At 53.8% G+C, this 26,949-nt stretch carries 24 protein-coding genes and 1 pseudogene; 9 read left to right on the top strand and 16 right to left on the bottom strand.

Annotated elements, in window-relative coordinates; genetic code table 11:
* The 5 genes and pseudogenes from M7R55_RS02385 to thrS form a co-directional block, all read right to left on the bottom strand.
* Positions 1-593 (bottom strand): annotated as a pseudogene (locus M7R55_RS02385) (phenylalanine--tRNA ligase subunit alpha); the annotation flags it as partial.
* 225 nt (positions 594-818) lie between these two features.
* Positions 819-1,178, bottom strand: a complete 360-nt coding sequence (rplT, locus tag M7R55_RS02380; RefSeq protein WP_298218178.1) for a 50S ribosomal protein L20 — start codon at positions 1,176-1,178, stop codon at positions 819-821.
* Between the two features lie 13 nt (positions 1,179-1,191).
* Positions 1,192-1,386: a 50S ribosomal protein L35 gene (rpmI, locus tag M7R55_RS02375; RefSeq protein ID WP_298218176.1), complete on the bottom strand. Its 195-nt coding sequence runs from the start codon at positions 1,384-1,386 to the stop codon at positions 1,192-1,194.
* A gap of 469 nt (positions 1,387-1,855) precedes the next feature.
* Entirely contained in the window at positions 1,856-2,428 is a 573-nt protein-coding gene (infC, locus tag M7R55_RS02370) for a translation initiation factor IF-3 (RefSeq protein WP_298218173.1), read from the bottom strand.
* Between the two features lie 184 nt (positions 2,429-2,612).
* Positions 2,613-4,526, bottom strand: coding sequence for a threonine--tRNA ligase (thrS, locus tag M7R55_RS02365; RefSeq protein ID WP_298218171.1), 1,914 nt, complete (start codon positions 4,524-4,526; stop codon positions 2,613-2,615).
* A 350-nt stretch (positions 4,527-4,876) separates the two neighbouring features.
* On the opposite strand from thrS, the gene M7R55_RS02360 reads away from it, so the two are divergent.
* The 7 genes from M7R55_RS02360 to mltF all read left to right on the top strand — a co-directional run bounded on the left by M7R55_RS02360 (position 4,877) and on the right by mltF (position 11,376).
* Entirely contained in the window at positions 4,877-5,599 is a 723-nt protein-coding gene (locus M7R55_RS02360) for a DUF484 family protein (RefSeq protein ID WP_298218169.1), read from the top strand.
* A gap of 62 nt (positions 5,600-5,661) precedes the next feature.
* Positions 5,662-6,600, top strand: coding sequence for a tyrosine-type recombinase/integrase (locus tag M7R55_RS02355; RefSeq protein WP_298218167.1), 939 nt, complete (start codon positions 5,662-5,664; stop codon positions 6,598-6,600).
* 82 nt (positions 6,601-6,682) lie between these two features.
* On the top strand, positions 6,683-7,222 hold the full coding sequence (hslV, locus tag M7R55_RS02350; protein WP_298218166.1) for an ATP-dependent protease subunit HslV: 540 nt from the start codon (positions 6,683-6,685) through the stop codon (positions 7,220-7,222).
* The gene (hslU, locus tag M7R55_RS02345; RefSeq protein ID WP_298218164.1) at positions 7,219-8,559 is read left to right on the top strand and encodes an ATP-dependent protease ATPase subunit HslU; all 1,341 of its coding nucleotides are present in this window, start codon (positions 7,219-7,221) and stop codon (positions 8,557-8,559) included. The genes hslV and hslU overlap by 4 nt, the downstream gene beginning before the upstream one ends.
* Before the next feature lie 17 nt (positions 8,560-8,576).
* The gene (locus M7R55_RS02340; RefSeq protein WP_298218162.1) at positions 8,577-9,005 is read left to right on the top strand and encodes a DUF971 domain-containing protein; all 429 of its coding nucleotides are present in this window, start codon (positions 8,577-8,579) and stop codon (positions 9,003-9,005) included.
* 27 nt (positions 9,006-9,032) lie between these two features.
* Complete coding sequence (gene ubiE, locus M7R55_RS02335; protein WP_298218159.1) at positions 9,033-9,776, top strand: bifunctional demethylmenaquinone methyltransferase/2-methoxy-6-polyprenyl-1,4-benzoquinol methylase UbiE; 744 nt, start codon at positions 9,033-9,035, stop codon at positions 9,774-9,776.
* Between the two features lie 61 nt (positions 9,777-9,837).
* Positions 9,838-11,376 carry a membrane-bound lytic murein transglycosylase MltF gene (gene mltF / locus M7R55_RS02330; RefSeq protein WP_298218157.1) on the top strand — a complete coding sequence of 513 codons (1,539 nt, stop codon included), beginning with the start codon at positions 9,838-9,840 and terminating at the stop codon, positions 11,374-11,376.
* Between the two features lie 68 nt (positions 11,377-11,444).
* Here mltF and pyrF read toward each other — a convergent pair whose 3' ends face one another.
* The 11 genes from pyrF to gyrA all read right to left on the bottom strand — a co-directional run bounded on the left by pyrF (position 11,445) and on the right by gyrA (position 24,758).
* A complete protein-coding gene (gene pyrF, locus M7R55_RS02325) occupies positions 11,445-12,161 on the bottom strand; it encodes an orotidine-5'-phosphate decarboxylase (RefSeq protein ID WP_298218155.1) in 717 nt (238 codons plus the stop codon).
* 12 nt (positions 12,162-12,173) lie between these two features.
* Positions 12,174-12,476 (bottom strand): integration host factor subunit beta, encoded by a 303-nt coding sequence (locus M7R55_RS02320; protein ID WP_298218152.1) that lies wholly within the window; start codon positions 12,474-12,476, stop codon positions 12,174-12,176.
* A 182-nt stretch (positions 12,477-12,658) separates the two neighbouring features.
* Positions 12,659-14,341 carry a 30S ribosomal protein S1 gene (rpsA, locus tag M7R55_RS02315; protein WP_298218150.1) on the bottom strand — a complete coding sequence of 561 codons (1,683 nt, stop codon included), beginning with the start codon at positions 14,339-14,341 and terminating at the stop codon, positions 12,659-12,661.
* Between the two features lie 114 nt (positions 14,342-14,455).
* Complete coding sequence (gene cmk / locus M7R55_RS02310; protein WP_298218149.1) at positions 14,456-15,115, bottom strand: (d)CMP kinase; 660 nt, start codon at positions 15,113-15,115, stop codon at positions 14,456-14,458.
* Entirely contained in the window at positions 15,112-16,482 is a 1,371-nt protein-coding gene (aroA, locus tag M7R55_RS02305; RefSeq protein WP_298218147.1) for a 3-phosphoshikimate 1-carboxyvinyltransferase, read from the bottom strand. Before aroA ends, cmk begins: the two co-directional genes overlap by 4 nt.
* A gap of 18 nt (positions 16,483-16,500) precedes the next feature.
* Positions 16,501-17,379, bottom strand: a complete 879-nt coding sequence (locus M7R55_RS02300; RefSeq protein WP_298218145.1) for a prephenate dehydrogenase/arogenate dehydrogenase family protein — start codon at positions 17,377-17,379, stop codon at positions 16,501-16,503.
* A 9-nt stretch (positions 17,380-17,388) separates the two neighbouring features.
* Positions 17,389-18,573 (bottom strand): histidinol-phosphate transaminase, encoded by a 1,185-nt coding sequence (gene hisC / locus M7R55_RS02295; protein ID WP_298218143.1) that lies wholly within the window; start codon positions 18,571-18,573, stop codon positions 17,389-17,391.
* Positions 18,570-19,763 (bottom strand): prephenate dehydratase, encoded by a 1,194-nt coding sequence (gene pheA, locus M7R55_RS02290; RefSeq protein WP_366881147.1) that lies wholly within the window; start codon positions 19,761-19,763, stop codon positions 18,570-18,572. The genes hisC and pheA overlap by 4 nt, the downstream gene beginning before the upstream one ends.
* A gap of 58 nt (positions 19,764-19,821) precedes the next feature.
* Positions 19,822-20,985 (bottom strand): phosphoglycerate dehydrogenase, encoded by a 1,164-nt coding sequence (locus M7R55_RS02285; protein ID WP_298218139.1) that lies wholly within the window; start codon positions 20,983-20,985, stop codon positions 19,822-19,824.
* Between the two features lie 34 nt (positions 20,986-21,019).
* Positions 21,020-22,111 carry a 3-phosphoserine/phosphohydroxythreonine transaminase gene (gene serC / locus M7R55_RS02280; RefSeq protein ID WP_298218138.1) on the bottom strand — a complete coding sequence of 364 codons (1,092 nt, stop codon included), beginning with the start codon at positions 22,109-22,111 and terminating at the stop codon, positions 21,020-21,022.
* A 52-nt stretch (positions 22,112-22,163) separates the two neighbouring features.
* Positions 22,164-24,758: a DNA gyrase subunit A gene (gene gyrA, locus M7R55_RS02275; RefSeq protein WP_298218136.1), complete on the bottom strand. Its 2,595-nt coding sequence runs from the start codon at positions 24,756-24,758 to the stop codon at positions 22,164-22,166.
* Between the two features lie 537 nt (positions 24,759-25,295).
* Here gyrA and M7R55_RS02270 point away from each other — a divergent pair.
* Positions 25,296-25,916, top strand: a complete 621-nt coding sequence (locus M7R55_RS02270) for an OmpA family protein (RefSeq protein WP_298218134.1) — start codon at positions 25,296-25,298, stop codon at positions 25,914-25,916.
* A 139-nt stretch (positions 25,917-26,055) separates the two neighbouring features.
* Complete coding sequence (locus M7R55_RS02265; protein ID WP_298218132.1) at positions 26,056-26,184, top strand: hypothetical protein; 129 nt, start codon at positions 26,056-26,058, stop codon at positions 26,182-26,184.
* Positions 26,185-26,949 lie beyond the last annotated feature (765 nt).

Raw genomic sequence — 26,949 nt, 5'->3', positions numbered from 1 at the left:
TCACAACGGTATACCCGTCCCGGCGCCAGAATCTTGAGCGGCGGGGTCTGTGATTGCATCGTGCGGATCTGAACGGGCGAAGTATGGGTACGCAGCAGACGTTCCGCATCGAAGTAGAAGGTATCGTGCATGGCGCGAGCCGGATGGGTCAGCGGAATATTCAGTGCCGTGAAATTGTGCCAGTCATCTTCGATCTCCGGCCCTTGAGCAACGGAGTACCCCATTGACCCGAAGATGGCCTCCACGCGCCGAATCATTCGTGTCACCGGATGGATGCCACCCGGCGATTGCCCCCTGCCCGGCAGAGTCACATCAATTCGTTCTGCCTCTAGCTTCTGCGCAAGAGCGACTTGCTCAAGTTCATTCCGCCGCATGTTAAGGGCAGAAATGATGGCTTCCTTAAGCTCATTGATTTGTGCACCCCTTGCACGGCGGGCTTCAGGATCCAGTGAACCCAGTTCTTTCATGAACTGAGTCACCACGCCCTTCTTACCCGTATAGGCAACGCGAATCTCTTCGAGCGCGGCGACATCCATCGCCTGCTCGATCGAATGTATCGCTTCTGCCTGAATGTCAGCCCATTGATTACCCACGCATCTGCTCCCAATAACGCCCTGATGACCGAATCTGATTTTTCGATCGGTTGGATTAATCGATGAAGTCAACCCATATAGCGGGATCATAACCGTAAACGATTGACATCATGGATTAATCCGCCGGCACGTCACGCTATGATTGACCCACCAACGAAAAGGCGCTCTTGCGAGCGCCCGATTGTATCCGATTACATCACGTCGATGATGTAGATCAAAGAATGATCAAATACCAAGGGCTGCCTTCGCTTGTGCTGCGATTGCGGCAAATGCAGGCTTGTCGAATACGGCAAGATCAGCCAGAACCTTGCGGTCGATTTCGATATTCGCCTTGTGAATACCATCCATCAAGCGACTGTAAGACAACTCGTTGTTACGAGCCTCGGCATTGATCCGGGTAATCCACAGTGCGCGGAAAACGCGTTTCTTGGCCCGACGGTCACGGTATGCGTATTGGCCGGCTTTAATAACGGCTTGATGGGCAACCCGGAACGTACGCGAACGGGCACCATAGTAACCTTTCGCTTTATCGAGGACTTTCTTGTGTTTTGCGCGGGCGTTAACGCCACGTTTTACTCTAGCCATGGTTCAGTGCTCCTTACGCGTACGGCAACATGATGTGAATCGACGGAACATCACGTTCGTGAACGTACGAAGGTGATCCCAATTGACGCTTACGCTTGGATGACTTCTTGGTCAGAATATGTCGCATGTGCGACTGCTTACGCTTGATGCCACCAGCGGTAATTTTGAACCGCTTGGCTGCACCGCGATTGGATTTGATCTTCGGCATATCGACTCCAGTTTCACTGTTTATGTTTATGACACCCAATACGTCGGAGTTAATTAACGCATTGAGGCTAAGGAACCTCTGATTAATTCGGAGGTTCCACGCGGCACAGGGAAGTGCCACCATGTTCAACACGCAGGTGATTGAACATGAAGCAAAGCAAAAGTCACGCCTTTTGCTTTGTGTGCTCTGAGGTTTCCAGGATGGAATTATTCAGAGCCTCCCAAGTCTCCCCAAAACCTCAAGACAGTGAAAAACCATCTCGAGTCAATGTACACACAATGCGCACACGGAGGAATTCTTTATCTTGGTCGCCGCCAGCCAAAATTCATTCAAAACAGAGCAAGCCGGCAACCAAGATCAAAGTGGCGCAAAATGCTACTAGAAAATTGGGGAACAAGCAAGATTAATTGACCGCCAGATCAGGCCCAGCCAGCGTCACGGCGGGCCTTCAGAGTTAATATCCGGTGTATTAACCTGTTTTCTTCGGAGACAGCACCATGGTGACTTGACGTCCTTCCATCTTGGGTCGCTGCTCGACTGCCGCCAACTCGATCAGATCCTGTTCGATTCGATCGAGCAGGATGCCAGCCACTTCCTTATGCGCCATTTCGCGTCCACGAAACCGCAGCGTAATCTTGACCTTATCGCCCTCTTCCAGAAATCGCAGAATGCTGCGCATCTTGACCTGATAATCATGATCTTCCGTTCCCGGGCGGAACTTGATTTCCTTGACTTCGATCTGCTTCTGCTTCTTGCGCGCCTCGGCCAGTTTCTTGCTTTGCTGAAATTTGAACTTGCCGTAGTCCATGATCTTGCAGACTGGCGGGTTGGCATTGGCAGCCACTTCGACGAGATCAAGTTCTGCTTCGGCAGCACGATCAAGTGCATCGCGGGTCCGGACGATACCGGCCTGTTCACCATTCTCATCGACTAATCGAACTTCACGTGCAGTGATTTCGTTATTGATACGCGGCTCGTCTGGATCACGGTTGGCCGGCGGGGTTTGTCCACGGAGTTGAGCTATCTTCTTATCCTCTTGCATTTAAAACAGATGGGGTGAACTATTTAGCACCGCATCGCATAACCACAGGACACGCCTTGGTTTTCAGGTCGAACATGTTAATACGCATTGCTGCGTAATGAAACCTTCAGCAGGTTTGCCGGAGCAAAAATCGCAATAAAACGATCAAAACCGGCCCTTTTAGCAATTCTGATTCATGGAATCATCACACTGTGCCGGGAGCACGGGACTCCAATTGCAACTTCTCCAGCAGATTGTTCACCGTCATGACGCCGAGGTCAGCGCCCTCTCTCGTACGAACGGCGATGGATTCGGTCTCCATTTCCCGGTCACCAGCCACAAGGAGATAAGGCACTCGCTCCAAGGTGTGCTCGCGAATCTTGAAACCGACCTTTTCATTGCGCAGGTCGTCAACCACACGTATCCCGGCTACCTTGAGTTTGGCCGTGAGTTGCTGCACATAGCCTGCATGTTTATCAGTAATTCCCATAACCACCACCTGAACTGGCGCTAACCAGAAGGGCAGCAAACCGGCATGGTGCTCAATCAGAATCCCGATAAAGCGCTCCATCGAGCCGACAATTGCGCGGTGCAGCATCACGGGATGGCGACGCTCACTGTGCTCATCGACGTAGGTCGCACCGAGGCGCTCGGGCATCATGAAGTCGACCTGAATCGTGCCCAACTGCCAGGTCCGACCGATGGCATCTTTCAGGTGATATTCGATCTTGGGACCGTAGAATGCACCTTCTCCGGGTAATTCCGTCCACGCCACACCGGCCGCACTCAAGGCGCCGCGCAAGGCTGCTTCCGCCTCATCCCACACCGCATCAGTGCCCAAACGCTTGTCCGGACGCAGGGCGATTTTCACCTGAATGTCGGTAAAGCCGAAGGTCGCATACACAGACAGCGCCTGCTCGTGAAAAGCCTTAACCTCCGATTCGATCTGGCTTTCCATGCAGAAGATATGCCCATCGTCCTGCGTAAACCCGCGTACGCGCAAAATGCCGTGCAGCGCACCCGATGGTTCGTTGCGATGACAGGAGCCGAATTCACCATAACGAATCGGCAGATCGCGATAACTGTGCAAGCCGTGATTGAACACCTGCACATGTCCAGGACAGTTCATCGGCTTGACGGCAAACGTGCGCTTCTCCGATTCGGTGAAAAACATGTTTTCCTGATAGTTGTCCCAATGGCCCGATTTTTTCCACAACGACACGTCCAAAATTTGCGGGCAGCGAATTTCGTCGTAGCCGGATGATCGATAGATGCCGCGCATGTGCTGCTCGATCACCTGCCACAAGGCCCAGCCCTTGGGATGCCAGAACACCAGCCCCGGCGCCTCTTCCTGGAAGTGGAAGAGATTCTGCTGTTTGCCGATGCGGCGATGATCGCGCTTTTCGGCCTCGGCCAGTTGATTCAAGTAGACCTTCAACTCCTTGTCGCTGGCAAACGCCGTGCCGTAGATTCGGGTGAGCATGGGGTTCTTGGCATCGCCTCGCCAATACGCGCCGGCTACCTTCATCAGCTTGAACACTTTGAGGCGGTTCGTATTCGGCACATGCGGGCCACGGCAGAAGTCGGTGAAATCACCTTGTGTATATAAGGTCAGCTCTTCCTCTCCAGGAATGCTTTTGATGATTTCAACCTTGAACTCTTCACCCAGTTGATCGAAAAATTGAACGGCTTCGGATCGATCAACGACACGGCGCTCGAGTTCATTACCCTTCGCAGCAAGCTCGTGCATTCGCGTTTCGATGGCCGCCAGATCTTCATCATTGAAGGGGCGTTCAAAATAAAAATCGTAGTAAAACCCGTTATCGATCACCGGACCGATGGTGACCTGTGCGCTGGGATATAGCTGCTTGACCGCCTGCGCCATCAAGTGCGCCGTTGAATGGCGGATGACTTCCAGACCTTCCGGATCCTTTGCTGTCACAATGGCGATGCGCGCATCGTGATCGACCACACGGGACAAATCGACAAGCTTGTCGTCAATCTTGCCGGCAATGGCCGCTTTTGCTAATCCCGGGCCGATATCGGCCGCAATTTCACCCACGGTAACGGGGTGGTCAAATGTACGTTGTGACGCATCGGGCAGGGTAATCGTCAACATGACGCTCTCCTTTGGCAGTGGCGGCTCCTACAACAAACCGCATGTTTCAGGGGCGATACGGGTGGGGTGCCGGTCAACCGGCAACGTGTTCCGAATCAGGGAAATCGCAAATCGACTAGATTCCGGCGCTCGACCACAAAACAAGCCATCCTGAACCCTTCGATTTACAACAGCCCGGCATCATAAAACAATCAAATAACACGTCAAAGACAATCTACACTGCATATGTCTAAAGAGCCTGCCTCAATGCCCGAATTAGCGGGGTTAGATTGATTGCGGTGCATGGGCATTCGGGGTATGGTTCTCAAACGAGCACTCATATCGCACACAACTATTAGATCAGAATCATCATGACCAACGAAGCCACCGCCATCACCCTAAACGCCAGCAGCAATCAATCGCCGGATAAGGCGGCGGTGGCAGACTTTATCCAACAGAACCCCGGGTTTCTTGCAGAGCACTGTCAGACGCAATTGCGATCCGTGCTTGAAGATTTGCTTGAATCCTCTCCCACGTTGCTGACTGAAATCGAACTGCCTTCACCGCCCGATGGTGTCGCCTCGTTGCCACACATTCAATTGCGCATCCAGAGGGAGCAGATTGCCCGGCTGACACGTCAGATCAATCTGCTGCGCACCACCGCGGAAGACAATGCCCGACTCGATCAGGTTTTGCATGACTTCGCCTCTGATCTTCTCCGTACAGCGCAGCGCACCCCCGAACAGTTGACCGTCCTGATCCACCGGCACTTCACCGTTGATGCGGTTGAACTGGTGTGTTTTGCCGACATGAAAACACAGAGCAAGCAGATACTCCGCGGATGGCTGGAGAGCCATACCCCTCTTTGCGGCCGCCTCAACGAAACTCAGCGTCAATTGGTATTCGCCACGCACTTCCCGGAGACCGGCTCCGCGGCCTTGATTGCGGTAGGCAATAATCCGGCAGAACCCGACTGGATATTGGCGCTTGGTCGCCATGCTCCTGATGGTTTTAACCCCACGCAAGGGACTCTGTTTTTGAGTCAAATCGGCGAACTGGCAGCGGCCTTCCTTTGCCCCCAAACCTGCGATTGATGACAGAAACCGCCCCCCTCACATCCTCAACAGCCCTTCATGCCGCTTTCGAGCGCGCAAAGATGATGCTGACTGAAAGCGCCACACTCGCCCACAAAACGCAGTCGGCCTATCTCGGTGACTGGCAACAACTGCAGTCCTATCTCCACGATCAGGATATCCTTGAACCCAAACAGATTGATGATCGGCGCCTGCGCGGCTATCTCGCCCATTGCAGGGAATCGGGCCTCGACAACCGCAGCATCGCGCGCAAATTATCGGCCACACGCTGGTTGCTCAGATGCTGGCAAAAAACCTACATTGTTTGCCCCGCCAGCCCAGATGCACTCAAATCCCCCAAAGCGGCCAAGAAATTACCGGATGCGCCCGCCATCGAAACGATGAACCAGCTTCTGGATCAGCCCCTGACGGAAGACGTTCTGCTCATTCGTGACCGCTGCATGTTCGAACTGGTCTACAGCAGCGGGCTACGTGTTGCCGAACTGGTACGACTCGATGTTCTCGATATCGACCGTAATGAAGGTATTGCCCGTGTTACCGGCAAGCGTGAAAAAACCCGGCTGGTGCCCGTGGGCGGCAAAGCGCTCGACCGTGTGATTCAATGGCTTCCCATTAGAAAAACACTGTTAAAAGACGCGACAGAACCCGCCCTGTTCGTCAATCGTCGCGGCAAACGCCTGACGACCCGCTCGGTACAGATGCGCCTTAATCGCCTGGCCCAACAAACCCATTTGGGCCAGGCCTTGCACCCACACCAGTTACGCCATGCCTTCGCCACACACGTACTGGAATCATCGGGTGATTTGCGGGCCGTGCAGGAAATGCTCGGGCACGAAAGCTTGTCCACGACACAAATCTACACCCATCTGGATTTTCAACGACTTGCCCAGGTTTATGAGGCCGCCCACCCTCGGGCCCAGAGAATAGACCAGATAAAAACTCAGGGGGAAAGCATGATCAATTTGGAAAAAAATGAACAGAAAATCGAAATTTCCGATTGATATTTGCCATTCTTGACCCAAATTAAACGAAACACTGATTCACTCAGGCAATGCTCCACTTACGAACTCAAGGTTCAAACCCATGGAAAACTTTCACGGCACCACCATTATGTGCGTGCGTAAAAACGGCCAGACCGTCATCGGCGGCGATGGACAAGTCACACTGGGCAACACAGTAGTCAAAGGCAATGCCCGCAAGGTACGGCGACTCTATAACGGCGACGTGCTGGCCGGATTTGCCGGAGCGACCGCCGATGCGTTCACCCTGTTCGAGAAATTCGAAGCCAAACTGGAAAAATTCGGTGGGAATCTATTAAGGTCTGCTGTCGAGCTTGCCAAGGAGTGGCGAACCGATCGCGCCATGCGCCGATTGGAGGCCATGCTCGTCGTAGCCGATAGAAACTACATGCTGACCATCAGTGGCAACGGCGACGTGATCGAACCCGAAACTGACCTGATTGCCATCGGTTCTGGTGGGGCGTTCGCGCAAGCAGCCGCAACCGCACTCATGCAGCATTCCGGGCTGGAAGCCCGCGCGATAGCCGAAGCCGCGCTCAACATTGCCGGCGATATCTGCATCTATACCAACCACAACCTCACGATTGAAGTACTCGACGCATGAACCTCACGCCGCAACAAATCGTTAATGAATTAGACAAACACATCGTCGGTCAAGCCGCAGCCAAACGGGCCGTCGCCATCGCCTTGCGTAACCGCTGGCGGCGGCAACAGGTGGAAGAACCGCTGCGCGGGGAGATCACGCCGAAGAATATCCTCATGATCGGCCCCACCGGCGTGGGTAAAACCGAGATCGCCCGGCGATTGGCCAAATTGGCCGATGCGCCCTTCCTGAAGGTTGAAGCCACGAAATTCACCGAGGTGGGGTATGTCGGTCGTGATGTTGAATCGATCATCCGTGATCTGGCCGACATCGGCCTGAAAATGCAGCGCCAGATCGCAATGGTCGAGGTGCGCGACAAGGCCCAGGTTGCAGGCGAAAACCGGGTACTGGACGCCCTGCTCCCCGCCCCGCGTGACGAGGGCTGGAACAGCACGGCCGATTCCCATCGTGACGAAGCTTATCGCAACACCCGGGAGAAATTCCGCCAGAAGCTGCGAAATGGAGAACTGGATGATAAAGAGGTCGAAATCGAACTGCGCCAACCCGCGGGCAACATCGATATTCTCTCCCCTCCGGGGATGGAAGAGATGGCCAGCCAGATTCGCGGCATGTTCCAGAATGTGAATCAAGGGAAAACACAAACCCGCCGTTTGCCCGTATCCGAGGCGCTCAAGCTGCTGACGGAGGAGGAAGCCGGCAATCTGGTCAACGAGGAAGAAGTCCGTGCGCAGGCACTCGAACGGGTGGAACAGCACGGCATCGTGTTCATCGACGAAATCGACAAGGTGGCCAAACGCGGAGAGTACGGCGGCGGCGAAGTCTCACGCGAAGGCGTGCAACGCGACTTGCTGCCCATCATCGAAGGTTCGACCGTCAACACCAAGCTCGGCATGGTCAAGACCGACCATATTCTGTTTATCGCTTCCGGCGCATTCCACCTGAGCAAGCCGTCGGACCTTATCCCGGAATTGCAGGGCCGCCTGCCGATCCGGGTCGAGCTTGAAGCCTTATCGGCAAAAGACTTCGTGCGGATTCTAACCGAGCCGGATGCGGCGCTGATTCGCCAACATACCGCCTTGCTGGCAGCCGAACAATTCAACGTGCAGTTCAGTGACGAAGCCATCCACCGGATCGCTGAAATCGCCTTTGTGGTGAATCGCCGCACCGAGAATATCGGGGCTCGCCGTCTGCACACCGTGATGGAACACTTGCTCGAAGCATTGAGTTTCGATGCCGATACACGCAGTGGTGAGTCGATGAATATCGACGCCGATTTTGTCGATCAACGTCTGGGTGCCTTGGCCGCAGACGAAGACCTTAGTCGCTTCATTCTTTAAAGCTTCGGGCGAACAACATGCCACAACCCCATACCAACACGCGCCTCACCGATCTTAAATGGCACAAACACCAACAGACCATCAGCCTGCGTTTCGCAGATGGCACCGAAGGCACGCTCTCTGCTGAATTCCTGCGGGTATTCAGCCCGTCGGCCGAAGTGCGCGGTCATGGCGGCGGCGAGGCCATGCTGGTGATCGGCAAGGAACAGGTCAAGATCGTGGCCATCGAACCGGTGGGACGGTATGCGGTCAAACTGGTGTTTGATGATGGCCATGATAGCGGCCTGTACGACTGGAATACGCTGCATGATTTCTGCCTGAACAAGGACGCCATGTGGCAACGCTATATTGAGCGCCTGGAAGCCGTGGGCCTTTCACGTGCGACAGCCAAAGCACCCAAAAACCTGTTGATCAAAGACCTTTTGGCCGATAATCAGGGAAATTGATCATTTGCGTTATTTCTGGAGTCCAGCATGAGTGAACAGACACATTTTGGCTATCGTCAGGTGCTGGTCGAAGAGAAGGCCAAACTGGTCGGCCGTGTCTTCGACTCCGTAGCCAACCGTTACGATGTCATGAACGATGCCATGTCGCTGGGTATTCATCGACTCTGGAAGCGCGTGGCACTGGAGCATACCGGATTGCGTGCAGGAATGCGCGCGCTGGATCTTGCTTCCGGTACGGGCGATCTCGCCTTGAAAATGGCCGGCATGGTTGGCGAGAAAGGACTGGTCATTCTCTCCGACATCAACCAAAGCATGTTGCACGCAGGCCGGGCCAAACTCGACAATGCCGGTGTTGTCGGCAACGTCGATTATTGCCTGGCCAATGCGCAGTACCTTCCCTTCCCGAGCAATCATTTCGACTGTGTGACCATCGGTTTCGGGCTGCGCAATGTCACAGACAAAGGCATGGCGCTGCGTGAAATGGCACGCGTGATCAAGCCGGGCGGACGGGTCGTCGTACTTGAGTTCTCCAAGCCCTTCTCGCCACTGATCAGTAAAGCCTACGATCTCTACTCATTCACCGCCCTGCCCGCGCTTGGAAAAATTCTGGCCAAAGATGCCGATAGTTACCGCTATCTCGCCGAATCCATTCGCATGCATCCCGATCAGGAGGCACTTAAAGCATTGATGATCGAATCGGGTTTTGACCACGTTGACGTGCAGAATCTGACGCTGGGTGTTGTGGCGCTTCATATCGGCTACAAATACTGACGATGTCAGCCACGAATAAGGCATTACGGCGCATCCGGTCGACCATAGCCCAGGACTTTCCGTGACTCAACCAGAACAGACACGAGCACCACCAAGGCAGCCTTGGTGGTTACGGATTCTAGGTGTCTGTGCACTGGTTGTCGCACCTCTGATCTGGTGGCTGAATGCTTACCCCCCCTCTCCCTTTGGCACAACAGCCATGGATGAGCGGCTCAGCCGTTCATTTGAACAGACACCCCAACTTGAACAGGCACGTAGTCGAGGTTTTCTGCGCGTAGCCACCCTGATCAACCCCACAATTTACGTACCGGACAAGAATCAGACCCAAGGACTGGAATACGACCTTGTTACCCGGTTTGCTACCAGCCTAGGAATGGGTGTTCGATTTATTGTTGCCAAGAACATTGATAATGCCTATAAACTCGTCACCGAAAACAAAGCCGATTTCGCAGCCGCAGGACTCGTGGTTAATCTCGCCCGAGAAAACAAATTTCGCTATGGTCCGAGTTATTTATCGGTTCGACGGCAACTCATCTATCGTCAAGGCGTGGATAAACCAAACAGTCTTCAGGATATCGGCAACGCCACCCTTGCTGTGGAACAAGGTTCCAGCAACCAACACTGGCTTGATGAGCACAATAAGGATGGTCTGCTCAATATCGCATCACATGATCTTGCCAACCCATCTGATGACAATGCTACGCCAAACGACGGCTATACCATCCGCATCAAACTGGAACAGAGCAGTCTCGGCACACTGGAAGCACTGGAAAAGGGTACGGTCGATTACGGCATCGTGTTGTCGCATGAAGCCATGCTCGGGCAGAAATTATCGGACAAGATCAAGGTGGCAACTGACCTTGGCCCCCCCGTGTCTTTTGCGTGGGCCTTTTCACGCCTTGCGGATGAATCCCTACTGGACAAGGCACGCCAGTTCTTCGCCACAATACGAACCAACAATGAACTCAAGAACCTGATCGATCGTCATTACGCCCAGTTCGAACAGCTTGATCAGCAATTGGCGCAACAGTTCATCGAAGATGTGGACAACCGGATTTCACCTTATCTCGCTGCATTTAAGTCTGCCGGCACGAAATACCATATTGACTGGCGTTTGTTGGCGGCGATGGCGTATCAGGAATCAAAATGGGACCCAGAGGCACGTTCCCTCTTAGGTGCCAATGGCATCATGCAGATCACGGCATCCACCGCACAGGATATCGGTCTAATCGACCCAACCAATCCCGTGAAGAACATCATGGCTGCCGCCAAATACCTGGACCAACTCCGCGCACTCTTACCGGACGACGCGAAGGAACCAGACCGCACCTATCTTGCCATGGCGGCCTATAACATCGGTATCGGCCATCTGACCGATGCCATCAAGTTGACCAAGATACAGGGCGGAGATCCGAATCGGTGGCGAGACATCCGAGAACGGCTGGCTCTGTTATCTAATCCAAAGTATTACCGGCAGTTACGCAATGGGTATGCCCGTGGAGAAGAGACAATCCAATATGTCGAGAACATTCGTGCATTGCACGACCTGATGATCTGGGTCGAAACTCAACATAACCTCATTCAAGATGCGAAACAGTAGTCACGGTAAAACGTCACTCATGTCGATAAATGTTGCAGAGAGGAATTATCGGGCTTGATCTGAGTGAATCAGTCGCATGAGGACATGCTGGCGAGGATGTCACTAACTACCTCGGCGGGATCAGGAGCTCGCGTGATCGGGCGACCCACCACGATGGACGTTGCGCCAGCTAAGATAGCTTCCGACGGCGTCACCACACGGGATTGATCATCAAGCGCTGCCCCAGTCGGCCTGATGCCCGGTGTGACGATTGCGGGCACAGGTTGCGTGAAAATTTGACGCATCCTATTTGCTTCCCAGGCAGAGCAGACAACACCATCCAATCCTTCTTGCTGAGCCAAACTCGCGAGCATGGACACCTGCTCCGCCAGTGGCCGGATAATCCCCACCTCGGCCAGAGTGGATTGGTCCATTGATGTCAGCACCGTTACAGCGATAAGGGCCGGTGAATCCGGTGATTGCGACACCGCACGACGCGCAGCAGCCATCATGGCACGCCCACCCATGGCATGGACATTGACCAAACGCACACCCAGATCACAGGCTGCCTTGCAGGCTTGCTCGACTGTATGCGGAATATCATGGAACTTGAGATCCAGAAAAACAGGGAAGCCTTGACGGACCAAACGACGAACCAGATCAGGCCCGCCCCTAGTAAACAGCTCTTTCCCAACCTTGAGTCCGCAGTCAGCGGGATTCAAACGATCGACAAAGGGCTCAACCAACCCCAGATCGGCGAAATCCAGCGCAATATAAAGTTGAGGTTGAGCAGTGATCTCTACCATGGATTTGTCTTATTAACCCCGAATAGCTTGACCGGCCTGTTCATTGACCCGTTCGCGCAATTCCTTACCGGGCTTGAAATGAGGCACAAATTTGGAATCCAAAGCAACACTCTCACCCGATTTCGGGTTACGGCCGATACGCGGCTTGCGGTAATTCAGGGAAAAGCTGCCAAAACCGCGAATCTCAATCCGATCGCCGCGAGCCATAGAGGAGATCATCTCATCGAGCATCAGTTTTACCGATGTATCTATATCGCGAAGTGAAAGATATTTCTGACGATCCGCCAGGCGGTCGATCAACTCTGATTTTGTCATGCCAGTCATCCTGTAATTTTGGTTTTATTGACCACGTTGAGTACGATACATTTTGTCGAAGAAGAATGTTTCAATAAAATCTGCTTTGAAAAAATGGTTTGGGTTTCAATGGACAAACCCAAACTAATGAATCAAAAACGCCATCACAAGATGGCGCCTTTTCTTCAAGCTAATCCGTTCTCTTATTCAGAGCGATTGAGCTGTTCTTTCAGCAGGTCACCCAGGGTCGGGTTACTGACACTGGCGCGGCTACTCAGTTCTTCCATGGCCTCGGACTCTTCCTGAGAATTTTTGGCACGGATAGAAAGGCTGACCATACGGTTTTTGCGATCGACGCCCATCACCTTTGCTTCGACGGCATCACCTTCCTTGAGGACAGTGCGTGCATCGTCGATACGGTCACGGGAGATGTCTGAGGCACGCAAGTAACCTTCGACGCCTTCACCCAGATCAATCACTGCACCACGGGCATCAACTTCACGAACGGTGCCGTTAACGATCTTGCCCTTCTGGTTATCGGCAGCATAGTCACCGATCGGGTCGCTTTCGAGCTGTTTCAAGCCAAGAGAAATGCGCTCGCGCTCTGGATCAATCGCGATAACAACTGCTTCGATTTCCTCGCCTTTCTTGAACTGACGCACGGCTTCTTCACCCGCTTCGTTCCAAGAGAGATCAGACAGGTGAATCAGGCCATCGATGCCGCCATCCAGACCAATGAATACACCGAAGTCAGTAATCGACTTGATTTGACCGCTAACTTTGTCGCCCTTCTGGTGTGTCGCAGCGAAGGCATCCCAAGGATTGGCCCGACACTGCTTCATGCCCAGAGAAATACGGCGGCGCTCTTCGTCGATGTCCAGAATCATGACTTCGACTTCATCACCAACAGAAACAACTTTGCCTGGATTTACGTTCTTATTGGTCCAATCCATTTCGGATACGTGTACCAAACCTTCAACACCGTTATCAATTTCAACGAAGCAGCCATAGTCAGTCAAGTTACTCACTTTGCCAAACAGGCGGCTGCCGATCGGGAAGCGGCGAGCCAGATCGCTCCACGGATCTTCACCCATTTGCTTCATGCCCAGTGATACACGGTTACGTTCACGATCGAACTTCAATACCTTAACGTCGACTTCATCACCGATGTTCACCACTTCAGAAGGATGCTTGACGCGCTTCCACGCCATATCGGTAATGTGCAGCAGACCGTCGATGCCACCGAGGTCGAGGAACGCACCATAATCGGTAAGGTTCTTGACTACGCCGCGCAGAACCATGCCTTCCTGCAACTGATCGAGCAGTGCATCGCGTTCGGCGCTGTACTCTTGCTCAACAACGGCACGGCGTGACACCACTACGTTGTTGCGTTTCTGATCGAGTTTGATGATCTTGAATTCGACATCCTTACCTTCGAGGTAAGTGGTATCGCGGATCGGACGCACATCGACGAGTGAACCCGGCAGGAACGCACGGATTTCGCCCATCTCGACGGTAAAGCCACCTTTGACCTTGCCAGTGATGCGACCGGTAACAATTTCTTCGTTCTTGAATGATTTTTCAAGCGCTGTCCACGCGCGGGCACGCAATGCCTTTTCGCGTGAGAGCTTGGTTTCGCCGAAACCATCTTCAACCGACTCAAGTGCGACATCGACCTTGTCGCCAACTTTAACGGTCAACTCGCCGTTTTCATCAAGAAACTCGGCTGCGGGAATCACACCTTCAGATTTCAGGCCCGTGTCGATGACGACAAAATCGCCATTGATGGCAACTACGGTGCCTTCGATGATGGCTCCCGGCTGCATTACTGCATTTTTTTGACTCTCTTCAAAGAGATCGGCAAAACTTTCAATTTGAGCTGACATGAATACTTCGTTCCAAAAAATACGACCAGACGCTCCGAATGACTGTCTGTCGTGGTGGTTAAAAGGCTGACCATTCCGCGTCCCTGGGTTGGCAGTCCGAGCAGTTGCGTTAAATCAAACAACACCTTGCGCGCGAATGAATTCCATCATCCGGGCTTCAACGGCCTCAATCGACAGATGCGTGGAATCAACCACCAGGGCATCTTCGGCAGGAACAAGGGGCGCTATCGCCCGATTGCGATCCCGATCGTCCCGAGCCTGTATCTCCTCGATGAGGGCGGTTAAATTAGCACTTAAACCATTCTCGATCAACTGTTTATAACGCCGCTGCGCCCGAATTTGTGCACTGGCGTCCAAAAAAAGTTTGGCAGGCGCATCCGGAAAGACGACAGTGCCCATATCACGGCCGTCGGCGACTAGCCCCGGTGCTTCTGCAAACGCCCGTTGACGCGCCAGCAACGCCGCACGCACGTCGGGCCGCGCTGCAATTTTTGAAGCCATTGCGCCGGTTTGTTCCGTCCGCAACTCCGAGTCGACGCACGCGTCGTCCAGGTAGGCAGCGCCATCTGGATCAAAACGCACATAGAGAGTCTGCGCGACGGCAGCAACTTCGGGCTCATCCAGATCAATGTTCCGCTTCCGGGCTGCCAATGCAGTCAAGCGGTACAGTGCACCGGAATCCAGCAGATGAAAGCCGAGTTTTTCGGCCAGACGCCTTGCCAATGTGCCTTTGCCAGAGCCACTGGGCCCGTCAATCGTAATGACCGGAATCATGCGCGTTCCTCCGAAGCCAGCTGATCGATCAGACCACCGCCACAGCGACGAAACAGATCCGCAAATCCGGGGAATGAGGTTTCGACGAACTCACAGTTATGAATCGTGATTGTGCCTGCCGCGCGCAAGCCCGCCACGGCGAAGGACATGGCGATACGGTGGTCACCCTGGCTCCATATTTCTGCAGAACCAAAGGGCAGGCTGTTTGCCCCCTTCCCTTCAATAATCAGGCCGTCCGGCGTGGCGGTGGCCCTGACGCCCAACTTGTTGAGCCCATCGGCCATGACGGCAATACGATCAGACTCCTTCACGCGAAGCTCCTCGGCACCCGTCAGGACGGTTCGCCCTTCGGCACAGGCCGCCGCAACGAACAACACCGGGAACTCATCGATGGCAAGCGGCACGAGCGCTTCGGGTATGTCGATACCACGCAGCTTCGCACTTCTGATCCGGACATCCGCGACTGGCTCTCCACCCACTTCACGTGGATTGTGAAGGGTAATGTCTGCGCCCATGAGCTTGAGAATATCGATCACGCCGGTACGCGTCGGATTCATACCCACATGTTCGAGCGTGATATCGGCCCCTGGCGCGATACTGGCCGCCACCATGAAAAAGGCAGCCGATGAAATATCTGCGGGCACATCGATCTGACGGGCAATGAGTTGGCCGCCACCTTCAAGACACGCCGTCGAACCCTCGCGCACCACCGGATAACCAAACCCGGTCAACATACGCTCGGTGTGGTCCCGCGTTGGCGCCGGTTCTGTCACGCAGGTCTTGCCTTCTGCATACAGCCCGGCCAGCAGAACACAGGATTTGACCTGCGCACTGGCCATCGGCAGGGTGTAATCGATTGCCTTCAGACGTTGACCGCCACGTATTGTTAGTGGAGAACGGCCACCCTCAGCCGACTCGATGACCGCACCCATTTGGGTCAGCGGATCAATCACCCGTTTCATCGGCCGCCGTGAAAGGGATTCATCGCCTTCCAACACGCTATCGAACGACTGCCCAGCGAGAATCCCCGCCATCAAACGCATTGATGTGCCTGAGTTCCCCACATACAACGGTTGTTCGGGGGCTTTCAAACCATGCAAACCCACACCACTGACACGCACTCGTCCGTCAACAGGCTCGCTAATCTCAACGCCCATCGCGCGGAAACAGCGCAGTGTGTCCAGGCTATCTTCACCTTGAAGAAAACCGGTAATTTCGGTCGTGCCATCGGCGAGCGCACCCAGCATGATCGATCGGTGGGAGATGGACTTATCACCCGGAACCCTGAGAGAGCCCACGAGTTTCACCCGTCCGGGCTGCGTGATGTATGTCACCGCCGAAGGTGCTGGTTTTGTAGCAACATTCATGTCAGACACTCAAAAAAATCAGGATTGGGATGTTGCAGGACAGTACAGTGCGTCCCGAACGGCCTTGGCGTCAGCAAATAGCTTTTCGACACCGGCACTATCTTTCGCCTCGATCAACTGCCGCAGTCGATTTAACTCGACCAGATAATGATCCAGCATCGGCAGCAATTCATCTCGGTTTGCGACACAGATATCGCGCCACATTTGCGGATCGGAACTCGCAATGCGAGAAAAATCACGGAATCCGCCTGCGGCATAACGGAATACCTCGTACCGCTCTTCAAGGCGGGACAAGGCGGATACGAGACCGAAGGCCGCCAGATGAGGCAAATGACTGGTTGCTGCCAACACATGATCATGGTGCTGGACACTCATCTGCTCGACGATGGCACCAACACTTTGCCAAAGATCGACGGCACGAGTAACCATCTCGGGGGTATTTTCATTGATGGGTGTCAGAATCACGCGGTGATCGACAAACAAGGTTGCGAACGCCGCATCGGGGCCACTGCGTTCGGTACCGGCAATCGGGTGACCGGGAACGAACTGCCCCCACTGCGCCGGGCTCAAAGCCGATTTGGCTGCCACCACCACAGAGCCTTTCACGCTGCCGCCATCGGTGATTAATGCGTGAGGATCGAGTTCCGGGGCAATTTCTGCGAAAACCGAAGCCATTGCCTGCACCGGCGTGGCAATAAACACGACATCGGCACCACGCACCGCCTCAGCGGCAGAATCGACAGGCCGATCGATCAGTCCCAGCTCGCGCGCGCGAAGCCGGGTCTGCAATTGACGGCTATAGCCCACCACCTCACCGACCAAGCCCCGTTCCTTGAGTGCCAGACTCAAGGAACCGCCGATCAAACCCAGACCAATAAGTGCCAGACGGTTGATCATCACCCGAATCTAACCCGTAGTTGCCCGAAGTGACGTCAGTACGCGGTCCATCGCCGCCAGTACGCGTTCATTCTGAGCCTGCGTGCCAATCGTGATCCGGATATGGCACGAAAGCCCACCGGTATCGGTTTTGCCGCCCAAAGGCCGCACAATCACGCCTTCGCGAAGCAAGGCATCAAACACGAGCCCGGCAGGCAAACCTGTATTTACGGTGACGAAATTGGCAAGCGATGGAATAACAGACAGACCCCGTGACGCCAAGGCATCGACCATGAAGGCCAACCCGACAGCATTCACCGCGCGGCTATGCTGGATAAAATCCTCATCACCCAGCGCAGCTTCAGCCGCCCTGAGCGCAAGACTGTTGACGTTGAATGGCTGCCGCACCCGATCGAGCATGGCGATCACCTGAGGATGACCAACCGCAAAACCCACGCGCAGCGCTGCCAATCCATAAATTTTGGAGAAGCTTCGCGTCACCACCAGGTTAGGAAATTCGCACGCCAATGCCAAGCCATCGGGAAAACGGCCATCGGCATAAAATGCACGATCGACATACTCGCTGTAAGCCTCGTCGAGCACCATAATGATGTCGCTCGGCAAGGTTTGAAGAAACTGGCGCAAAGAAGGCTCATCAACCCACGTACCCGTCGGATTGTTCGGATTTGCAAGAAAAACCACACGGGTGTCGGCATCAATGGCGGCAGCCATGGCAGGCAGATCCGCACCATAAGGCATGGTCGGATGATCGGGCGATAGCGCAGGCACAATTTTAGCCTGCGCACCCGTGGCCTGGGTTGCCAGAGCGTAAACCGCAAAGGCATGAGCCGAGAACACGGCATTACGCCCCGGCGCCAGATACGCGCGCGCAACCAATTCCAGCAGATCATTCGAACCATTGCCCAGAGTGATCGCAGACGGCGCCAGATCAAACTTCTTCGCAATAGCGGTTTTGAGTGCGTAGCCACTGCCATCGGGATAAATATTCAGATCGTCCAGTGACCGTACCGCCGCGCGCGCGCGCGGGCTGGCACCCAGGGGATTCTCGTTGGAAGCCAACTTTATAATGTCGGTCAGACCGAATTCACGCGCGACTTCATCAACGGGTTTGCCGATGACGTACGGGGAAATGGCACGAACGTAGTCCAGCGCCTGATCCGACAATTGTTGACCGATGCGATCGTACGCGCTCATGACATGATCCTGTTCGTTGTTGATCCACCCGCTGCGTTGGGACTTGATGCAGACATGACCGCGCGTGGGTAGGAACCTAAAACCCGAAGAGAACTGCAAAACGGTTGCATTTTAGTCAAGGCCGCCCGAATGCGCTCATCGTCTGCATGTCCTTCGAAATCGATGAAAAACACATACTCCCACGCACGTTCCCTCGCCGGGCGGGATTCGATGCGCATGACGTCAATCTCCGCTTCCGCCAGCGGTGCAAGCAAACGCGACAACGCTCCGGGCACATTGTTGACGGAAAGCACGAGGGAGGTCTTGTCCGCGCCCGAGGGCGGTACGGCATCCCGACCAATCACGACGAATCGGGTGGTATTGAATACACTGTCTTGGATGTTAGCCGCGACAATTTCCAGACCAAGCTGCTCTGCAGCCAATGTGGGGCCGATCGCCATGATTTGTGGTGATTCAGCGGCAAGCCGGGCCGCTTCGCTATTGCTCTGTACGGCAATGCGTTCAACGCCGGGATAGTGAACGTCCAGCCATTCCCGACATTGGGCCAATGACTGGGCGTGAGACACAATACGCTGCGGGAGCACATCGCGTGCATCCTGCCGGGCCATCAACTGCTGGTCTATCTTGAGCGACAGCTCGCCGCAGATACGAACATCCCCGGCCGCCCAAGCTCCGCTCAGGGCACCACCCGTCGCCCCGAATGCCAAGGCATCCAACGTTTGGGACACGCTGCCTTCCGTAGAATTTTCAACGGGTACAACGCCAAAATCGACGGAACCTGCCGCAACGGCACGAAAAACTTCGGGAATACCCGGCTCAAGAACAAGCCGGGCTCCGTGGCCAAACGCGCGCAGCGCCGCCTGCTCGGAAAATGTGCCGGAAGGTCCGAGACACGCCACACAAAGTGGCTGCTCAAGCGCCAGACAAGCCGACATGATTTCACGAAACAGCCAAACCATCATATCGCCCGAAAGCGGCCCCGGATTGCGTTCTCGCACGCGTGAGAGCACCTGAGCCTCTCGTTCGGGACGATAAAAGGATGTTTGAGGTTCGTTCGACAACTGCTTGATTTGCGCCACGCGCTCGGCCAGGCGGGCACGCTTGGAAATCAATGCAATCAATTCGGAATCCAGTGAATCGATCTGTTGCCGGACTTCGGCCAGCGTGCTGGGCAGAGGCTGATCCGTCAAACGTCGATCCGGCCAACCAAAACCCGCTTCACCCAAAGCGTCTGTCACCGAGGCACCCTTACAGAACGCGGATACGCAGGATGCCGTTGATACCGCGCAAAGCGGCCAAGGTATCGTCTGAAACCGGTGAATCAAGATCAATCAGGGTATAAGCGACCTGTTTGCGCGATTCATTCATCAAACGTTCGATATTGACGTTTGACTGACCGAGGATATGAGATATCTGACCAACCATGTCCGGCATATTGCGGTTAGCGATCGCCAAACGCTGAACGCCCGAACGGGCCATACGTACTTCGGGGAAATTGACCGAGTTACGGATATTGCCGTTTTCGAGGTAATCCTTGATTTGGTCGGCAACCATGATGGCGCAGTTATCTTCCGCTTCACCGGTTGATGCGCCCAAATGCGGGAACGTCAGGCAACGCGGATGGTTTTTGGTCAGGTTGCTCGGGAAATCGCAAACATAACCGTGTGCTTTACCGGCGTCGAGTGCAACAACCATGGCCGCTTCGTCTACGATGCCTTCGCGAGCGAAGTTCAAAACAACTACGTTCTCTTTCATGAATGCCAGACGTTCCGCATTGATCAGGTTGCGGGTAGCATCGATCAACGGCACGTGGAAACTGACGAAATCGGCCTTGGCCAGCACTTCATCCACACTGCTCGCCTGATGTACTTCAGGAGACAGTTCCCAGGCTCGCTCGATGCTGATGCCCGGATCGAAACCGATGACACGCATACCCAACGCTTTGGCGGCATTGGCTACACGTACGCCGATCGCGCCCAGACCAATCACGCCCAGAGTACGACCGGGTAATTCGAAACCAACGAAGTCCTTCTTGCCCGCCTCTACGGCCTTATGAATTTCTTCATCGGTGCCACTCAGACCACGTGCAAAATCCCAGGCCGCGCCCAGGTTGCGGATCGACATCAGCATACCGGCCACGACGAGTTCTTTCACTGCGTTTGCATTGGCACCCGGTGCGTTGAAGACCACAACGCCCTGTTCACTCATCTTGTCGACAGGTATGTTGTTAACGCCCGCACCCGCGCGGCCGATGGCCAATACGGATTCAGGCAGGCTCAAATCGTGCATCTTGGCCGAGCGAACCAGAATGGCATCGGCAGAATCGATCGGCGCGCCGACATTGTACTTATCCGCAGGCAAGCGATCGGTACCCTTGTTGGAAATAGCGTTCAGTGTGTGAATGTTAAACATGAAAAACCTCTCGAATCTGGAATTAGCCTGAAAATTAACCGTGGCGCTGAGTGAAATCGTGCATAAACGCAATCAGTGCGTCGATACCGGCTTCAGGCATGGCGTTATAGATACTTGCACGCATCCCACCGACGGAACGGTGCCCGGCCAGTGCGGAAAGGCCAGCTTTTTCAGCCTCGGCAAGGAATGGTTTATCCAGAGCGTCATCTTTGAGGATAAAGGGTACGTTCATCCAGGAGCGGGCATTGACAGCAACCGGGTTACGGTAAAAACCGCCGCTTTGATCAATGGCAGCATAGAGCTTGTTCGCCTTGCGCTCGTTGATTTGTTTCATTTGCTCCAATCCACCATTCGCCAACAGACGCTTGAATACCAGACCGGCGATATACCAGGCATAGGTAGGCGGCGTGTTGTACATCGAACCGTTATCGGCGTGTATTTTGTAGTCAAACATGGCGGGGACATCCGCACCGGCATTGCCGATGAGATCGTCACGCACGATGACGATCGTCAAGCCGGCAGGACCGATGTTCTTTTGCGCACCGGCATAGATGAGGCCGAACCGGGAGACGTCTACAGGACGCGAGAGGATGGTGGAGGACATATCGACAACCAACGGTACATCGCCCGTTTCAGGGATGTAGCCGAACTCGACGCCTGCTATGGTCTCATTCGACGTGTAGTGCACGTAGGATGCATTCGGGTTGAACTTCAGCTCATCGGCTGCAGGCAATAGGGTGTATTTGCTCGGCTTGGTGTCGGCAACCACGTTTACGTTCAGGAATCGCTTCGCTTCGGCAACGGCCTTTTCGGACCAGTGGCCGGTATTGAGATAATCCGCTGAGCCGTCACCACGCGCCGCCTTCAGATTCAACGGAATCATGGCGAATTGAGCCGATGCCCCGCCCTGCAGGAACAACACCTTGTAGTTGTCCGGAATCGACATCAGCTGACGTATATCTGCTTCCGCCTGCTCGGCGATGGCAATAAATTTTTTACCACGATGGCTCATCTCCATAACGGACATACCGGTGCCATCGCATTCCAGCATTTCGTCACGTGCTTGAATCAGCACATCTTCAGGCAACATCGCTGGACCTGCGCCAAAATTAAATACTCGCGCCATGATTACTCCCAACCGTTTCTAATTAAAACCATAAAAATCCATCGACTGGTGATTATTCAGTCTCTTTCGGACCGTCTTCTTCAGCTGCTGTCTCTTCAATATCTGTATTCGAATCTACAGACATCGCCGCAACTGGTGCCAGTTGCACCAACTTTTCACCGTCACTCAAGCGAATTAGAATGACACCCTGCGTATTACGGGAAACCAATGAGATTTGACTGATTTCCGTACGTACCAATGTGCCGGCATCGGAAATGAGAATGACCTCGTCCTCATCCTGCACCAGAGCCGCACCCACCAGTGCTCCATTGCGTTCGCTGGTCTGGATCGCAATGACACCCTGCCCACCACGCCCTTGTAACGGGAAATCATCAATAGGCGTGCGCTTGCCGTACCCGTGTTCCGTGGCTGTAAGAACCTGGCCCTCGTCAACGACAATCAGCGAGACAACACGATGCGACGCATCCATCCGGATACCACGCACACCGCCAGCTGTGCGTCCCATTGAGCGCACATCGGCTTCTGCAAAGCGAATGGATTTGCCCGCATTACTGAACAGCATCAGTTCACGTGAGCCATCGGTGAGTCTGGCCCCAACCAGTTGATCATCATCGCGCAGGTCAATAGCAATAATACCGGCCTGACGTGGGCGCGAGAAATCGACCAACGGCGTTTTCTTGACTTGGCCCGTTGCGGTCGCAAAGAAAATGTAGTGATCATCAACAAATTCACGTACCGGCAACAACGCATTGACCCGCTCGCCTTCCTGCAAGGGAAGAATGTTCACAATCGGTCGACCACGCGCGCCTCGGGCACCTTGCGGCAACTGATAAACTTTACGCCAGTATACCCGACCCAGGTTGGTAAACATCAGTGCCCAGGCATGGGTACTGGCTACCATCATCTGCTCGATCACATCTTCATCCTTCATGCGGGTTGAAGACTTGCCACGTCCGCCCCGACGCTGGCTCTGGTATTCAGTCAACGATTGGGTCTTGATATACCCTTCACGCGAAAGAGTAACCACGCGATCTTCTTCTGCTATCAGATCCTCGATGGATAAGTCTTCATAATCGAAAACGATCTCAGTGCGACGGGCATCACCGAATTCTTCAATCATAGCGACTAGCTCGTCACGAATGACCTGCATCAGGCGTGTTTCAGAACGGAGAATATCAAGCAAATCGATAATCTTTTCGAGCAGTCCGCGATATTCCTCGACGATTTTTTCCTGCTCCAAACCGGTGAGGCGGTTCAATCGCATTTCGAGGATGGCCTGCGCCTGCTCCAAAGAGAGCCGATAGCTTTGATCGGGCTGCAAGCCGAAATCGGTCGCCAGAGATTCCGGTCGGGAGGCGGCCGCATCCGCACGTTCCAAAAGTGTGTGGACTAGGCCCGAGTCCCAGTTTTGTGCCATCAATGCGGTGCGCGCTTCATTCGACGTTGGCGCTGCTTTAATCAAGGCGATCATCGCATCAATGTTCGCCATGGCTACGGCCAAACCTTCGAGGATGTGGGCGCGTTCACGAGCCTTGCGCAGATAAAAGATGGTGCGGCGGGTCACGACTTCACGGCGATGGCGCAAGAATACGGCCAAGATATCGCGTAAGCCCAAGGTGCGCGGCTGCCCATCGACAATCGCCACCATATTGATGCCGAAGACACTCTGCATCTGGGTTTGCTGATACAGATTATTGAGCATCACATCGGGCAACTCGCCACGGCGCAACTCCATGACGATGCGCATCCCATCCTTATCGGACTCATCGCGCAACTCGGTGATGCCCTCGATCTTTTTCTCCCGCACCAGTTCGGCAATGCGTTCAATCAATCGCGCCTTGTTCACCTGGTAGGGCAACTCGGTCACAATGATGATGGCTTTGCAGGCACGGTCATCCTCTTCGAAATGAGTGCGCGCGCGCATGACCACACGGCCTCGGCCTGTCAAATACGCTTCACGGATTCCGGCTGCGCCATTGATGATGCCTGCGGTTGGAAAGTCAGGTCCCGGCACATGCGCCAACAGCGTTTCGTCGTCCGTATCCGGATCATCAATCAAAGCGATGGTGGCGTTGAGGATTTCAGTCAGGTTGTGCGGCGGGATGTTCGTCGCCATGCCAACGGCAATCCCCGATGAGCCATTCACCAACAGGTTGGGATAGCGCGCGGGAAAGACGCCTGGCTCACTTTCCGAGCCATCATAGTTATCGATGAAATCGACTGTTTCTTTTTCAAGATCGGCCTGCAACTCATGTGCGATCTTGGCCATCCGCACTTCGGTGTATCGCATGGCCGCAGGCGCGTCACCATCAACGGAACCAAAGTTACCCTGACCGTCAATCAACATGTAACGCATTGAAAAGTTCTGCGCCATCCGGACCAGAGCGTCATAAACCGCGGTATCACCATGTGGATGATACTTACCGATGACATCACCGACGACACGGGCAGACTTCTTATAAGGCTTGTTCCAGTCGTTGCCGAGCTCCCGCATGGCGTAAAGTACGCGCCGGTGTACCGGCTTGAGTCCATCGCGCGCGTCGGGCAAGGCACGGCCGACAATAACGCTCATCGCATAGTCAAGATATGAACGCCGCATCTCGTCTTCGAGATTGACCTTGAATATCTCTTGCGCAAATTCAGACATTATTCATCCTTACGATTTCTCACGCCCCATCCGCCCCTGCTCAGGAACGAAGCGTCGAGTCCAAGTGGCTTAAGAGCACAAACAGATGGTCGCCATGACCAGGCAAAAAAAGAGCCGTAAGTTTACCATAAGATGACAATTGAACGCTCGTCTTGATCACCACTATGCATCTACTCCCTATATTGACTCGAGCAAGTGGACACTGTTTCAGTTATGCGTATCACGCCAACCACGAATGTTGCAATAAAACAACGCAAACGCACCAACGACAATCAAAACCATTGATTCGCATAACAATCAATTTAACCTGTTGATTGTAAAATTAATTACAGTTCTGCTGCACGCATGAAGCGCTTAAAAATTACAAATAGAATCTTTAGTCGCAGCCCCGACATCCCGGCAAACAATAACGACCAGCGCGCCCTTTTGTTGCAAAAGGGGTTCGGGCACTACATTTGCCAATCGGATGGGGCATAATAGATGCCGCATCATGCTTGTCATTCTCATGCGTCCATTTAGAGAAAGGAGACCTTACAGATGAATAAATTTACCGTACTCGCCACCGGCATCGTTGCTGCCATGGCATTATCCGGTCAAGCTTTCGCCGAACAGAAACCGTTGTCGCCCTATGTGTTCAACAGTGCAGGTGAGCCCGTCATGACACCTTTCGGAGAATGCGTTCACAATGGTGTTGGCAAAGTGACTCCGGAAACAGCCATCATGGCTTGTGATCCTGACATGTTTGCCAAACCGAAAGAGGCGGCCCCGGCTGTGGTAGAACCGCCACCGGCTCCAGAAATGAAAACAGTCACCCTGACTGCCGACACGTACTTCGATTTCGACAAATACAACCTCAAGCCAGCTGGCAAAGAAGCTCTGGACAAGTTGATCTCTGAAATGGGCGACATGAACTCGATTGCCAAGATCAAAGTTGTGGGTTACACCGACAGCATTGGTACCGAGAAATACAACATCGGCCTGTCTGAACGTCGTGCAAACACTGTTGCCAAGTATCTGACAGCACACAACATCCCTGCCGATAAGATTGAGACGCTAGGTATGGGCGAAGCAGATCCAGTAGCCAGTAACAAGACCAAAGAAGGTCGCGCTAAGAACCGTCGCGTCGTTGTAACGACCGAAGGTGTTAGCAGCAACTAAGAGCTGCTAATGGTTCGGGTCATTCGACCCGGCTGTCAATTGATTAAAACACCGCTTATGCGGTGTTTTTTATTGCCTGATGACACATTTCAAGCGCTCATTTCCCAAAAACTCCTAGGTGATAATTCCAAGCTCGCGAATGGCTACCTGTACTGATGACGATTCTGACAAGGACATAAACCTCATGGCCAATATCCATCCCCAAGGCGCGCCCAACCCCGATGATTCGGGCATCCATGCCTTGCCGCTCAATAACAAAATTAATTGAAATATCGAGCGCTGGCAGGCAGGCACCGTCCCGTACTTATCTGCTCGAATCCATCAATGGATTAGTGCTTCCTTAAATTTCTCAGTGCGACCCAGGATTTATCCACATCATCCGCATGGTAAGACTGGGCACCACGAAAATCCCCCAATTTTCGATCACGTCACTATCCTGTTCTTCTTTCACCTCAATTCAGTCGAATTCTCATTCTGACTCGCCGATTTTGGCACAACCAGTCTCTGTTTTATTTTCAAATTACTTCTGCTTTAGATAATTCGACCCATTTTGGGTGTTCAAAGGCCTTGATTCCAGCTCTCTGTAAGTAAGTGAGCCGCTTTGGGTTGTAGCAGGCCGCCATTATCGTCATCGCAAAGTACGCGCGCTTGGCCGATGGCGTTAATCAGATCGCCCAGTTTATTGAGGGTCTGCTTGTGATGTTGGCCAGCAGATAGGCCGGTCTTGATGGCACTGTGTCCTTTTTTTGGAATCAAAAGAGGCCGTAGTCAGGTGGATCGAATTTTATCGGACACAGCAAGGGATTAGAGAGTGAGGTTTTTTGAGGTGCTTAACTATGGAGAACTTTCCCCTAGGGAGAGGGAACCTCTGATTGAATCGAAAATACTGGGTGGCTGACGTTCAATGCGATTTTTTTCGCTTGAGGAGCCGGTTTTGGCTGAAAATCTCCCCAAATTTCAGCATTTCGACGGTTTTTGGGCAGATTTTCCCTGTGTTCATGCCGCCAGTCTCCCGCGCAGCAAGTAAAGATTC

This window comes from Halothiobacillus sp., from assembly GCF_027346185.1.
Taxonomy (GTDB): Bacteria; Pseudomonadota; Gammaproteobacteria; order Halothiobacillales; family Halothiobacillaceae; genus Halothiobacillus.
This window is presented reverse-complemented; position numbering and strand designations above follow the sequence as displayed.